This is a genomic window from Aliarcobacter cibarius, from assembly GCF_013372265.1.
Taxonomy (GTDB): domain Bacteria; phylum Campylobacterota; class Campylobacteria; order Campylobacterales; family Arcobacteraceae; genus Aliarcobacter; species Aliarcobacter cibarius.
In genome coordinates, this window is the sequence record NZ_CP054051.1 from 874071 (window position 1) to 887953 (window position 13883).

General features: G+C 28.6%; 12 protein-coding genes and 8 tRNA genes. 9 read left to right on the forward strand and 11 right to left on the reverse strand.

The genetic code is table 11. The features are described from left to right. Nucleotides 1–57 precede the first annotated feature (57 nt). The 10 genes from ACBT_RS04295 to ACBT_RS04340 form a co-directional block, all read right to left on the reverse strand. Nucleotides 58–134 (reverse strand) — tRNA-Asp (locus tag ACBT_RS04295). A gap of 13 nt (nt 135–147) precedes the next feature. Continuing rightward, nucleotides 148–223, reverse strand: a tRNA-Val gene (locus ACBT_RS04300). A 27-nt stretch (nt 224–250) separates the two neighbouring features. Beyond that, nucleotides 251–325: transfer RNA gene (locus tag ACBT_RS04305), tRNA-Glu, on the reverse strand. A 20-nt stretch (nt 326–345) separates the two neighbouring features. Beyond that, nucleotides 346–421, reverse strand: a tRNA-Lys gene (locus ACBT_RS04310). A 15-nt stretch (nt 422–436) separates the two neighbouring features. After that, nucleotides 437–513 (reverse strand) — tRNA-Asp (locus ACBT_RS04315). 13 nt (nt 514–526) lie between these two features. After that, nucleotides 527–602 (reverse strand) — tRNA-Val (locus ACBT_RS04320). Between the two features lie 20 nt (nt 603–622). Further along, nucleotides 623–697 (reverse strand) — tRNA-Glu (locus ACBT_RS04325). An 18-nt stretch (nt 698–715) separates the two neighbouring features. After that, a tRNA-Lys gene (locus tag ACBT_RS04330) sits at nt 716–791 on the reverse strand. A gap of 56 nt (nt 792–847) precedes the next feature. Beyond that, the gene (locus ACBT_RS04335; RefSeq protein ID WP_024774891.1) at nt 848–1354 is read right to left on the reverse strand and encodes a CinA family protein; all 507 of its coding nucleotides are present in this window, start codon (nt 1352–1354) and stop codon (nt 848–850) included. A gap of 98 nt (nt 1355–1452) precedes the next feature. Beyond that, nucleotides 1453–2811 carry an FAD-dependent oxidoreductase gene (locus ACBT_RS04340; RefSeq protein WP_024774892.1) on the reverse strand — a complete coding sequence of 453 codons (1359 nt, stop codon included), beginning with the start codon at nt 2809–2811 and terminating at the stop codon, nt 1453–1455. Nucleotides 2812–2993: 182 nt separating this feature from the next. On the opposite strand from ACBT_RS04340, the gene ileS reads away from it, so the two are divergent. The 9 genes from ileS to gmk all read left to right on the forward strand — a co-directional run bounded on the left by ileS (nt 2994) and on the right by gmk (nt 12197). Next, a complete protein-coding gene (gene ileS, locus ACBT_RS04345; protein ID WP_024774893.1) occupies nt 2994–5723 on the forward strand; it encodes an isoleucine--tRNA ligase in 2730 nt (909 codons plus the stop codon). Nucleotides 5724–5838: 115 nt separating this feature from the next. Continuing rightward, nucleotides 5839–6114 carry a NifU family protein gene (locus ACBT_RS04350; RefSeq protein ID WP_024774894.1) on the forward strand — a complete coding sequence of 92 codons (276 nt, stop codon included), beginning with the start codon at nt 5839–5841 and terminating at the stop codon, nt 6112–6114. A gap of 1 nt (nt 6115) precedes the next feature. Then, a complete protein-coding gene (locus tag ACBT_RS04355) occupies nt 6116–6712 on the forward strand; it encodes a hypothetical protein (protein WP_024774895.1) in 597 nt (198 codons plus the stop codon). Then, nucleotides 6690–7979 (forward strand): UDP-N-acetylmuramoyl-L-alanyl-D-glutamate--2,6-diaminopimelate ligase, encoded by a 1290-nt coding sequence (locus ACBT_RS04360; RefSeq protein ID WP_024774896.1) that lies wholly within the window; start codon nt 6690–6692, stop codon nt 7977–7979. The genes ACBT_RS04355 and ACBT_RS04360 overlap by 23 nt, the downstream gene beginning before the upstream one ends. Nucleotides 7980–8196: 217 nt before the next feature. Next, complete coding sequence (gene rpsB / locus ACBT_RS04365; RefSeq protein WP_034218492.1) at nt 8197–8994, forward strand: 30S ribosomal protein S2; 798 nt, start codon at nt 8197–8199, stop codon at nt 8992–8994. Beyond that, complete coding sequence (gene tsf, locus ACBT_RS04370; RefSeq protein ID WP_034218493.1) at nt 8994–10037, forward strand: translation elongation factor Ts; 1044 nt, start codon at nt 8994–8996, stop codon at nt 10035–10037. The genes rpsB and tsf overlap by 1 nt, the downstream gene beginning before the upstream one ends. A gap of 39 nt (nt 10038–10076) precedes the next feature. After that, on the forward strand, nt 10077–10760 hold the full coding sequence (locus tag ACBT_RS04375; protein ID WP_024774897.1) for an ABC transporter ATP-binding protein: 684 nt from the start codon (nt 10077–10079) through the stop codon (nt 10758–10760). After that, nucleotides 10754–11593: a hypothetical protein gene (locus ACBT_RS04380; protein WP_024774898.1), complete on the forward strand. Its 840-nt coding sequence runs from the start codon at nt 10754–10756 to the stop codon at nt 11591–11593. Before ACBT_RS04375 ends, ACBT_RS04380 begins: the two co-directional genes overlap by 7 nt. After that, a complete protein-coding gene (gene gmk, locus ACBT_RS04385) occupies nt 11583–12197 on the forward strand; it encodes a guanylate kinase (RefSeq protein ID WP_024774899.1) in 615 nt (204 codons plus the stop codon). The genes ACBT_RS04380 and gmk overlap by 11 nt, the downstream gene beginning before the upstream one ends. On the opposite strand, the gene ACBT_RS04390 is transcribed toward gmk, so the two are convergent. Next, entirely contained in the window at nt 12190–13809 is a 1620-nt protein-coding gene (locus ACBT_RS04390; protein WP_024774900.1) for an EAL domain-containing response regulator, read from the reverse strand. The genes gmk and ACBT_RS04390 overlap by 8 nt on opposite strands. Nucleotides 13810–13883 lie beyond the last annotated feature (74 nt).

Here is a 13883-nt window from a genome sequence, read left to right on the forward strand (position 1 = left end):
TTAAATAAATTACGGTAATGATAGCTAGATTATTATAATAAAGATGTTATAAAAAAGTGGCGCGGCCAACGAGACTCGAACTCGCGACCTCCTGCGTGACAGGCAGGCATTCTAACCAACTAAACTATGGCCGCACCTTTTAAATAATGGTGGTCGATATAAGACTCGAACTTATGACATCTACCTTGTAAGGGTAGCGCTCTACCAACTGAGCTAATCGACCTATGGGAGATTTTACATATTTTGACCTTGGTGACCCCTAGGGGATTCGAACCCCTGTGGCATGGATGAAAACCATGAATCCTAACCGTTAGATGAAGGGGCCAAGATATGTAACAATAAAAGTGGTGACCTGTGATGGATTCGAACCATCGGCCTCCTCATTAAAAGTGAGATGCTCTACCGGCTGAGCTAACAAGTCATGAAAATAATAAAATGGCGCGGCCAACGAGACTCGAACTCGCGACCTCCTGCGTGACAGGCAGGCATTCTAACCAACTAAACTATGGCCGCACCTTTTAAATAATGGTGGTCGATATAAGACTCGAACTTATGACATCTACCTTGTAAGGGTAGCGCTCTACCAACTGAGCTAATCGACCAGAAGTTGCATAAATGACCTTGGTGACCCCTAGGGGATTCGAACCCCTGTGGCATGGATGAAAACCATGAATCCTAACCGTTAGATGAAGGGGCCAAGTATGCAACAAAAAAATGGTGACCTGTGATGGATTCGAACCATCGGCCTCCTCATTAAAAGTGAGATGCTCTACCGGCTGAGCTAACAAGTCATTTTCCTTTTTAAGCTTTCTACTTAAATTGGACTGGAATTATAGTGCAAAATATTTTAATTGTCAAGAGTTTTTTGAATAAATTTCAAAATTTCTTTTAAAGACCTATTTGCTGCTTGTTGCTGCACCTCTTCTCTAGAACCTTTAAAATGATATACTTCTACTATTTTATGGGCTTTGTCATCACATATTCCAATCACAACAGTACCCACTGGCTTATTTGTGCTTCCACCTTTTGGTCCAGCAATTCCTGAAATTGCAATTGCAAAATTTGCTTCAAATTTTTTAATAACACCTTCTAACATTTCATTAACAGTTTCAATACTAACCGCTCCATAGTTTTCTAAAGTACTATTTTGTACATTTAATTCTCTATGTTTTATTAGATTTGAATAAGAAACTATGCTACCATTAAAAATATCACTTGAACCACTAATCTTTGTAATCATACTAGCTACTAACCCACCTGTACAAGATTCTGCACAAGTAATAGTTTTTTTATTTTTTCTTAACAGTTCTTGTAAAATTTCCATATCACGATGATTGAATATATGTTGAGACATTTTTTGCCTTTTGTTTAATGTAAGGGTATTATAATAGGTAGAGAGTATATTGAAGCATAAAAGTAATTATATAAAAGAGCAAATTGCTCTTTTATATTTTATTCTTCATCTGTATAATCTTTTAAGAATTGTTCATGATTGAAGTTTTTACCAAGATAAGAACAAACTATTTGAATATCTCTCTCGGCATTTCCTAAACAAGAAGTTGCACCAGGAGATGGAGTCATATTGAATATGATTCCTTTTTCTTCAGTAATAGAAGCTTCTCCAAGCATTAATTTTTGCTCTTTTTTATTAAGAACTTGTGGTCTTACTCCTCCAAATCCTTTTGCGTATTCAATATCATCTGCACTTAAAGAAGGAACAATTTTTTGTGCATCTTTAGCAAATAATTTTTTATTAATTCCTGGGATTTCAAATAAGAAGTTTTTAAATACATAGTTTCTAATATCACTATCTTTTAATAGATCCCAGAAAATTTTTACAATGTTTCCGTCAAAATTCATAGTTTTTAGACATTGGAAGAAAGATTTTCCACCTTTGTATCTCTCTAAAACTAATAATGCAAGAGCTGTTGGTCCAAATCTTGTTTTTCCATCACATAAAATATCTGGGTCACCATGAAGTGCAGCAAATGGAAGTTTGTCATTTTGTACCATATAAACTTTACCATTTAAGTATGTACCATTTGTTATATAGAAAGAACCAGCCATTGATAAAGAACCCATATGTTTACCATAACCCATTTTATGAGCTAAGTATAAAGAGTGAGCTCCAGCATTTACAACAACAAAATCTGCTGTATAAACAGCACCATTTGTAGTAGTTAACTTGAATTTATCACCAATTTTTTGAATTTCTTCTACTTCAGAATTAAAATAAACATCTGTTATTTTTTGGCTATCAGCATTTTGACCAGCTTTAACTAATTCTTTAGTCATTTCTCCATAATCAACAGTAGTATATTGGTCATTTGTTCCCATAGCTACAATTGGTTCAGGTCTATCTTTAGTTCTTTCTTTATCAGCATAAACAAGTAATGGCTCTTTTTCTCTTAAAGCTTCTTTATCCCATAACTCTAAGTAAGGGAAAATTTCTTTAAATTTATTATATCTATCAGTTATAAATTGAACTTCTTTTTCTCCAACCCCTAGAGCCATTTTTTGATGTTTAAACATGATTTTATCTTGTAAATCATATGCTAAACAGAACTTCTCAATCATTTTTGCAGTTCTTTTTGTTATTTTTGCTTTATCAAAAGTATAATTTGTTTCAATATCACCCACGTGGATTGTTTGAGAGTTACTTGTTCCTTTAGAATTTAAAGTTGCAAGATCTTCATACTTTTCAAGTAAACAAATGTTATTTACATCAGAGTATTTTGCTAATTCAAAGAATAAAGCAGCTCCTGAAATTCCTCCACCAACAATTACGACCTCATAGTGTTTTTCGCTCATTTTTTTATCCTATATTTTTAAATGTCAAAATTTGGCAAAGATTCTATCATATAAATTTTTAAATGTTATATAAATTATTAGATTTATAATTTATTTTAAGCTATTAAATTAAGAATTTAAACAAATTTAGATACAATCTTTGCTTTAAGTAATGTGAGAAATAACAAAAATAAGGTGATATAATGGATTATAAAGAGAGTTTGCTACTTCCTAAAACAGATTTTCCAATGAGAGGGAATCTTCCACAAAATGAACCACTAAGATATAAAAAGTGGGATGATATAAAAGTTTATGAAAAAATGAAAAAAAATAGAGTAGGTTGTTCTAGTTTTACACTTCATGATGGACCTCCTTATGCAAATGGTAATATTCATATAGGACATGCTTTAAATAAAATTTTAAAAGATATCATAAATAAATTTCACTATTTTGATGGTAAATCTATTAGATACACGCCAGGATGGGATTGTCATGGTCTTCCAATTGAACAAAAAGTAGAAGAGAAAATTGGAAGTGAAAAGAAAAAAATATTAGCTAAATCTAAATTAAGAGAATTATGTAGAGAGCATGCAACTAAATTTGTAAATATTCAAAAAGATGAATTTAAATCTTTAGGAGTTATTGCAGATTGGGAAAATCCATATTTAACAATGGATTTTAAATTTGAAGCAAATATTTATAGAGAGCTTTGTGCTATTGCTAAGCAAGGATTATTGGTTCAAAGAAGTAAACCAGTTTATTGGTCTTGGGCTGCGCAAACAGCTTTAGCTGAAGCTGAAGTTGAATATGAAGATAAAGTATCTCCTTCTATTTTTGTTGCATTTAAACATCAAGATTTAGATGCTAGTATTATTATTTGGACAACAACTCCATGGACATTACCAGCTAATCAAGCAATTGCATTAAATAAAGATGAAGAGTATGTTCTTACAAGTGATAAATTTATAGTAGCAAAAAAACTATACAATTCTTTAATTGAGCAAGGTGTTATTTCAGGAACTATTGTTGAAACAATGGATATATTAAAATTAGAAAATACAAAAACTACAAATCCATTAAATGGAAGAGATTCTAGAATTATTTTTGGTGAGCATGTTTTAATGGACTCAGGAAGTGGTGCTGTTCATACAGCTCCAGGGCATGGAGAGGATGACTATAAAGTATCACTTAAATATGGTATTGAAGTAATTATGCCAGTTGATGCTTATGGAAAATATGATGAAACAATTGTTAGAGAAAAATTGTTTAAAGATGCTGATAAATATTTAGGATTAAATGTATTTAAAGCGAATGATTTAATTTTAGAAGAACTTGGAAGTGCATTGTTAAAAAGAGTTGATATAAAACACTCATATCCACATTGTTGGAGAACACATACTCCAATTATTTTTAGAGCAACAAAACAGTGGTTTATCTCAATTGATGATGAATATGGACAAAAAAATCAGACATTAAGACAAAATGCTCTTGAAGTTGTTGAAAATCTAAAATTTTATCCAGAATGGGGAAGAAATAGATTAAAAGCTATGCTTGAAGGAAGACCTGATTGGTGTATTTCAAGACAAAGAGATTGGGGAGTTCCAATTGCATTTTTTAGAAATAAAAAAACAGATGAGATAGTTTTTGATGAAAAAGTTTTAAACTTTACAGCAATGATATTTGAACAACATGGATGTGATGCTTGGTATGATATGGATATTAAAGACTTATTATATCCTGGAAGCGGATTAAATCCTGATGATTTAGAAAAAACTTTAGATATTTTAGATGTTTGGTTTGATAGTGGAAGTACACAAAATGCTGTTTTAAGAAGTGGAAATTATGATGCAGGAACATTCCCTGCTGATATGTATCTTGAAGGAAGTGACCAACACAGAGGTTGGTTCCAATCTTCACTTCTTACAACTTCAGCCAGTAGTGAGATTGCACCTTATAAATCAATTCTAACTCATGGGTTCACTGTTGATGAAAAAGGTGAAAAAATGAGTAAATCAAAAGGTAATGTTGTAGCACCTGATAAAGTTTTAAAAGAGTATGGAAGTGAAATTTTAAGACTTTGGGTTGCAATGAGTGATTATCAAAGTGATTTAAAAATTTCTGACAACATTTTAAAACAAAATGGTGAACTATACAGAAAAATTAGAAATACAGCTAGATTTTTATTAGCAAATATTGACGGTCTTGAAAATTTAGTTGAAATTGATAAATTAGGTGAATTAGATAAATGGATTTTAGAAAAAGCAAAAAAAGTTTTTGATGAAATTGAAGCATCTTTTAAAGTATATGAATTTTCAAAAGGTTTAAATAAATTAAATAACTTCTTGGTTGTTGATTTATCAGGAATTTATTTAGATGTTTGTAAAGATAGATTATATTGTGATAAAAAAGATGATATTCATAGAACAGCATCTCAAACTGCTATGGCAATGATTACTAAAAAATTAATTAGCACATTAGCATGTATATTAACTTATACAATGGATGAATTATTAGATTTTGCTCCAGCTATTATAAAAGGAGATTCAAAAGATATTTTTGATTTTGAAAAATATGAATTACCAGAAGTAAAATCATCAATAAATGATGAATTATTTTTAGAAGCAAAAGAGAAATTTTCTGAAATAAAAGATGCTTTAAGTAAAGAGAAAATAATTAAATCTACGCTAGAGCTAGAAATTGTTACTACAAGTGAAGAGTTTTTAGCTTTAGATGAAGTTGAATCAAGTGATTGGTTCTTAGTTAGTAGAGTTTCAAACGTTAGTTCTGCAGAAAAAGAACTAGGAAGTTTCAAAATAGAAAATAGTGAATTTAAAGTATTTAAAGCAACTGGACATAAATGTCCTAGATGTTGGAAATATACTTCATCTAATGAAGATGAACTATGTTCTAGATGTGATGAAGTAGTAAATTAATGTTTGAAAATGAAGTTACACTTACATTTATATTTCAAACAATAGCAGTTATATTGGTATTAACTGCTATTGGAATATTTTTTGTAAAGAAATATGAAAAAAAAGGTGAATAAATATGTTTCCATTTAGTGATGAAGATTTACAAGAACCAGTTAACAATATTATAAGTAAAAAAATTTCTCCTATGCTTGCACGAGATGGTGGAGCAATTGAACTTTTAGAAATAAAAAATGCAAAAGTTTATGTACAATTAAAAGGTGCTTGTGTTGGCTGTAGTGCAAGTGGAAGTACATTAAAATATGTTGTTGAAAAAGAGTTAAAAAGTGCAATACATCCAGATTTAAAAATAGTTAATGTTCCTATTGGAAAAACTGATTATTTAGAGGATTAATTTGATAAACGAAAATAGAATATTTGAAAATGCAAATTCATTATTTATACAGAAAAAATTTAAAGAGGCTTTGTTTAATTACTCTTTATTGATTTCTAATTTTCCTGATAATAAAGAGTATCCAATTTATGCTCTTCTTTGTGATATATCTATCGAAGATGAGAGTAAAGCATTATCTTTATTTGATTATTTTTCTGTTTTAAAGAAAGATGGATTAGACGAAGCAATTGACTATATAAAAGATGTTATAAATGCATATGATGGTGATATTGAAAAAATGATGGGAATATTGGAAGATATTGCAGAATCAAATATAAATAATCTTGAAGCAATAAATTATAGTGATTTTAATAAAACTGTTGAGCAAAGAGGATCTTTTAAACTTGCTTTTGAAGATATTATGTTTTCAACAAAAGTAGCAATTGATAATAGGGAAGATTTTTATGATTTTATTACAAAACTGATTGATAATGGTTTTGATAACACAGCATATACTTATCTTGATGGCTTTAATGAATATTTTAATTATGATAACGAGATAATAAAGCTATATAAAAAATTAGAAGAGAAACAAAATGAAATTAAACATAAACGGTAAAATATTTACAGATAATACAAATGAACTTGAAAAAGATTCTATTTTTGTTGTCTCAAAACAAAATGAAAAGTTTAAATATGTTGCTATAAATAATGGTCATGAAGTAATAAATGCAAATGATTTAAAAAAATATTTAGATATGGGTAGCATAAAAATTGTTGGAATAACAGGAACAAATGGAAAGACAACAACAGCAGCAGCTATATATTCTATTTTATTAGATTTAGGTTATAAAGTTGCACTTCAAGGAACTAGAGGATTTTTTATTAACGGTGTTCAAGAAGAGGAGTATTCATTAACTACTCCAGTTCAGCTTGGAAATTTTGCACATATACAAAAAGCTTTAGAAAATAATTGTCAATTTTTTATAATGGAAGTTAGTTCTCATGCAATTGAACAAAAAAGAATTGAAGGATTAGATTTTGCAATTAAAATTCATACAAATATCACTAGAGATCATTTAGATTATCATAAAACAATAGAAGAGTATATAAATGTTAAAAACTCATTTTTGAATGATGATAGTTTAAAATTAATAAACATAGACGATAAAGTTGTAAAATATAATTCTAAAAATGCATTTACTTATTCTTTAGATAAGCCTTCAAATTTTAAAGTTGATGCCTATTCATTTAATCAAGGTATGCATGTAATGTTTAGTTACGCTAAAAATAATTATGCATTTTCATCTTTGATGATGGGTATTTTTAATATTTATAATTTAATGGCAAGTGTTGCATCAGTTTCTTTAATAACAAATAATAAATTAGAAGATATTTGTAAAGTTTTAGAAAATTTTGGTGGAGTTAGTGGAAGAATGGAGATAATAAATCTAGATCCTCTAATTGTTGTGGATTTTGCTCATACTCCTGATGGAATGGATGAAGTATTAAAAAGTTTTCCACAAAAAGATATAATTTGTGTTTTTGGTGCAGGTGGAAATAGGGATAGTTTAAAAAGACCATTAATGGGAAAAGTAGCTGCAAAATATTCTAAACACATAATTGTAACAAGTGATAATCCAAGATTCGAAGATCCAGATTTGATAATAAATGATATAATTTCTGGAATTCCTTTAAATATTAGCTATGAAATAGAAGTGAATAGAAAAGAAGCTATAAGAAAAGCTATAAAGCTTGCAAATAAAAATAGCGTTATTTTAGTTTTGGGTAAAGGTGATGAATCTACCCAAATTATTTATGACCAAAAACTTCCTTTTTCTGATAAATCAGAGATTTTAAAAGTATTAAAAGAGATAGAAGCTTAACTTTAAGTTTCTATTTTTATTAAATATGCATTAATTCCTCTAGTAAAAACAATTAATCAAATCTTAAAAAACTTTTAGATAAAATCCACATTCTAATTTTATATTAGAACCTCACATGCATCAATCCTTGCCCGGGTTGTACCATTTGGTATTAAGGGATGCAGAGGCTTAAACCCTAGAAAAAAATAAAAACAAATTAATTCAAGGAGAATTACTCATGGTTACTATGAAAGACCTATTAGAGTGTGGTGTACACTTCGGACACCAAACAAGAAGATGGAATCCAAAAATGAAAAAATTCATTTTCGGTGTTAGAAAAAATATCTATATTATAGATTTACAAAAAACATTAAGATACTTCAGATATACATACAATGTTGTAAGAGATAGAGCTGCTGAAGGTCAAACAATGATCTTTGTTGGTACTAAAAAACAAGCTAGTGAAACTATTAAAAAAGCTGCTGAATCTTGTGGAATGCCATATGTAAACCACAGATGGTTAGGTGGAATGCTTACAAACTTTGGAACAATTAAAAAATCAATTAGAAAATTAGAAATTATTAAAAAAATGAGAGAAGAAGGACAACTTGACCTTTTAACTAAAAAAGAAGCTTTAATGCTTACTAGAAAAGAAGAAAAGTTAGAGTTATACCTTGGTGGAATTAAAGAAATGAACAAACTTCCTGATATGATGTTCGTTCTTGATGCAGTTAAAGAAAAAATTGCTATTCAAGAAGCTAGAAGATTAGGAATTACAGTTGTTGCACCTTTAGATACAAACTGTGATCCAGATGTTGTTGATTTACCAATTCCAGGAAATGATGATGCTATTAGATCAATTCATTTATTCTGTAACGAAATGGCTGCAGCTATGAATGAAGGTAAAGCAGCATTAGCTGATGCAAATGGAGAAGAAGTAGTTGAGCCTATTTCTCAAGCAGAAAAAGATGAGCTTTTAGCTGAAGCAGTTGCTGAAGGTGAAGATCTTAACTTTGGAGAAGGAGAAGAAGCGTAATGGCAGTAACTCCACAACTAATTAAAGAGTTAAGAGAATTAACTGGTGCAGGAATGATGGATTGTAAAAATGCATTAAATGAAACTGGTGGTGATATCGATAAAGCGGTTCAAGCTTTAAGAGAAGCTGGGCTTGGAAAAGCTGCTAAAAAAGCTGGAAATGTAGCTGCTGAAGGTTTAGTTGCTATCGAGATTAATGCTGATAATACAAAAGCTGTTATTTTAGAATTAAACTCTCAAACAGATTTCGTTGCTAAAAATGAAAATTTTATTAACTTAACAAAAGAGATTACATCTCATGCGTTAACTAATGGAATTAATGATGCTGAAACGTTAAATAGTTCATCTATTAATGGGCAAGATTTTCCAACATTCCTTGCAGAAAAAATTGCAACAATTGGTGAAAATCTAGTTGCTAGAAAATTATCTACTGTTGAAGGTCAAGTTGTAAATGGATATGTTCACGTTACTGGAAGAACAGGAGTTGTTTTAGCTGCTAAATGTGCTGAAAGTGTAAAAGATAAAGCTGCTGCTTTATTAAGAAATATAGCAATGCATGCATCTGCTATGAAACCAACGGTTATTTCATATAAAGATTTAGATCCAGCATTTGTTGAATCTGAAAACAGAGCTATTAGAGCTGAAATCGAAGCTGAAAATGATGAATTAGCTAGATTAAAAAAACCATTAAAGAAAATTCCAGAGTTTGTTTCTAGATCTCAATTAACTGAAGAAGCAATTGCTGCTGCTAAAGCTAGATTTGAAGAAGAATTAAGAGCAGCTGGAAAACCAGAAAAAATTTGGGCAAATATTATTCCAGGACAAATCGAAAGATTTATTACTGATAATACTCAATTAGATGGAAGATTTGCTCTTTTATCTCAAGCTTATGTAATGGATGATAAAAAAACAGTTGAGCAAGCAATTGCTGAAGTTGATGCTTCAATTGAAATTACTGGTTACATTAGATTTGAACTTGGTGAAGGAATCGAGAAAAAAGAAGAAGATTTCGCAGCTGAAGTTGCAAAACAAATGGGTAAATAATTTTAGTTTTTAAAAAACTATTATAATAAAGGATATGCAATGAGTGAACAAATTAATAATAAGGCACTCCTTGCAGCCCCTTTACTAGAAGCAAAAAATCTATCTCATAACTTTGATTATGAACTTTTTAAAAATATTAGTCTAACTTTAGAAAAAAAAGAATCTATTGCAATTATTGGAACAAGTGGTAGTGGTAAATCGACTTTACTTAATATATTATCTTCACTTTTAAAGCCAACAACTGGTAACGTTGTTTTTGAAAGTAAAGATTTGTACTCTTTGAAGCAAAATCAGTTATTAAAAATAAGAAGAGATGATTTTGGAATTATTTTTCAAGCTCATTATTTATTTAGAGGGTTTAGTGCAATAGAGAACTTAAATATAGCAACTCTTTTAAGTCATACTAATTTAGATTTAAAACTTCTAAAAGAGTTAAATATTGACCATGTTATAAATCAAGGTGTTGGGGAGCTAAGTGGTGGACAGCAACAAAGGCTTTCGATTGCTAGAATTCTTATGAAAAAACCAAAAATAATTTTTGCTGATGAACCAACTGGGAATTTAGATAAAGATACTGCAAATGTAGTTATGAATACTCTTTTTAGATACATAAAAGAGAATGATGCAGGTCTTATCTTAGTTACTCATGAAGAAGACTTAGCTTTCAAATGTGATAAGGTTTATAAGTTGGTTGATTTAAAATTAGTGGAGCTAAAATGCTAAAAAAAGTTCTGTTAATTTGTGATACTACAATAATTGAACATATTTTTGCATTAGTTTGTAAAAAAATGAATATTGATTTAACTATTCAAAAATCTACTATTGTTAATGAAGAGTATGATTTTATTATAGTTGATCAAGCTTTTATTGATGATAATTTTAACAATTATAAGCAGTATACAAGAAGATTGGGAGCGATATCTTCAGAAGAACTTTCTTTTAGTAAAGCTAGAGATTTTATTATTCCTAGACCATTTTTACCTACAAAATTAGAAGCAATTTTTAATGAACAAATGGAAACTCTATATGATGATGAACTTAATTATAATAGAAGATCATCTTATACATATAATAGTTTTGATGAAGAAGACAAAACTTTTATAATTCAAAAAAATAGTATTCTAGAAGATAATTCAGTATATGATTATCAGGATAACTCAAGAAGTTTTGATTCTGATGAAGAGTTTAATTTTATTGATGAAAGCTTAGTAAATATATCATTGTTGGATAATGGTGGAATTTTAGATAATAGTGAACTTAATAAAATAAATAATATTTTAAAAGAAGAAAAAATTCATAATGAAATAGAACTTGAAAAAAGTGACTGGAAAGATATATCTTCAATTATTGATGATGCTCTAGAAGAAGTTAGAGAATATGAATTTGATTTGGCACAAAATGAAGCAAAAACATATAATTTAGTTTTAAACAAATTTGATATTGAAGAGTTAAGACCTTTTCTAGAAAAATTTGATCAAACTGTTATAAATAGGCTTGTTAGTGGAGAAACAGTTGATGTAAAAATTAGTTTAAAGGAGAATCAAAATGGAAAATAAAGGTGCTATTTTAATTCTTTCTGGACCTAGTGGTTGTGGTAAATCTACTCTTCTAAAAGAGATTTATAAAAATATTGATAACTACTATTTTTCTATTTCTACTACAACAAGAGCTCCTAGAACTGGTGAAAAAGATGGTGTTGATTACTATTTTGTGAATAAAGAAAGTTTTGAAAAAGATATTGAAGATGGAAATTTTCTTGAATGGGCAAAAGTTCATGATAACTATTATGGAACATCTTTAAAACCTATAGTTGAAGCATTAAATGAGGGTAAACTTGTAATTTTTGATATTGATGTACAAGGGCACAAAATTGTTCGTAAAAAGCTAAATACTCAAGTTACATCTGTATTTATTACTACACCTTCTTTAACTATCCTAAAAGATAGATTATATAGCAGAAACAGCGATAGCAAAGATATAATTGAGAAAAGATTAATTAATGCGAAAGAAGAGATAAATTCTTTTTTAGATTATGATTATTTAATAGTAAATGATGATTTAGAAAAAGCGACTAAAGAGATTTTAGCAATCGCAAATACAGCAAGAATAAAAGCAAAGCTCTTTGATAAAGAAGCTTTGTTAAACTCTTGGTTTAAATAATATCGTTGTAGCTTAAGGGTTTAGAAAAATAAAAACCTTGAGCTAAGTCTATATTCAGATTTTTTATCTTATGGTAAATTTCTTCATTTGATACAAATTCAGCTACTGTTTTTATATGGAACTCTTTAGCAATATTAGAAATAGTTTTTACAATTATTTCTAAATCTTTTGAATTATGAATATCTTTTATTAGTGAACCATCAATTTTAATGAAATCAACATTTAGCCTAGAAAGAAGGTGGAAATTTGAGTATCCAGCTCCAAAGTCATCTATTCCAACTAAACATCCATAACTTGATACAGTTGTAATAAATCTTTCAACTAAATCAAAATCTGATATTTCTTCAGATTCCAAAATCTCAAATTCTAAATACTTTGTAAACTCTTTATGACTTTCTAAATAGTTGTAAATATAATTTGTTGTTTTTTCATTTGACAAATCATCGTAAGATATATTTATGGATACTCTTTTTTGTTTATTTTTAATTAGCTTTAGTGCGTCATCTAAAATAACTTGTACAATGTTTGGATACATTTTTGTTTTTTTAGCAATTTGTAAAAAACTATATGGTCCAAATTCTACACCTTCAGGTGAAATGTATCTAATCAAAGCCTCATATTTTATAATTTCTTGAGTTTGTGTATCTACAATTGGTTGGAAGAATGCTTGAAGAAGATTGTCTTTGAAACCTTGTTTTAATTGTTTGATCCATTTTATATTTTCTTCAAAAGATTGTTGTATTTTGTAAGAATCATCATATATCATAATTTTTTGGAATCTTTTTCTAGCATAGCTTATGATTCTTTGTGAATATTTATAAGCTAGTAATCCCTTGCTTTTTGCAATACCAATAGTTATATTTATATCTATTTCATTTTCATCTACGTAAAAAGATTCAAGTTCTATTTTGTCGATAAATGCTTTACAAAAATTATAAAAATCTTCTGTTGATGAATTTTTATTTGATAAAACAGCAAATTTATCAGATTCGATTCTATATATAGAATATGCATTTTTTGGAAAAAAATCTTTTAGTTTGATTGTAAATTCAAATAAAATTTTATCTCCAATTCCTTCTCCAAAAAGGTCATTTATAGTTGCAAATTCATCAATATCTATTAAAGCAACTAAATCAGATTCATTTTTTTCTAAATCTTTTTTAAGTTTATTTCTATTTGATAACTTTGTTAGTTTATCTGTATATAAATCTTTTAATTCATGATATACAAGAGATTGACTCATGGCTTGAAGTAATTTTGTAATATCAATAGGTTTCAAAACATATTTATCAACACCTATATCAATAGCTTCAAGTAAATATTCTTTATTTGAAAATGCTGTTGTAACTATTACAGGAATGTTTAAATTTATATCTTTTACTTTTTTTATGAAGTCTAAACCATTTAAAATAGGCATATTTATATCAGTTATAATTAAATCAATGTCATCTTCATGTTCTAAAAAAAGTTCATAAGCCTCTTTACCATTAGTGGCAATATATTGGTTTTTTGTAAACGATTTTAAAATAGAAGAAGTTACATCCCTTAAGTCTGCTTCATCCTCTGCATATAAAATAGTTACATTTTTTAGTATGTCAATATTATCTATCATTAAAACACTCTTTGAATTATATTAAGATATAATACACAAAAAAACTTAAAAGATGAGTAATTTTACAAAAAAAT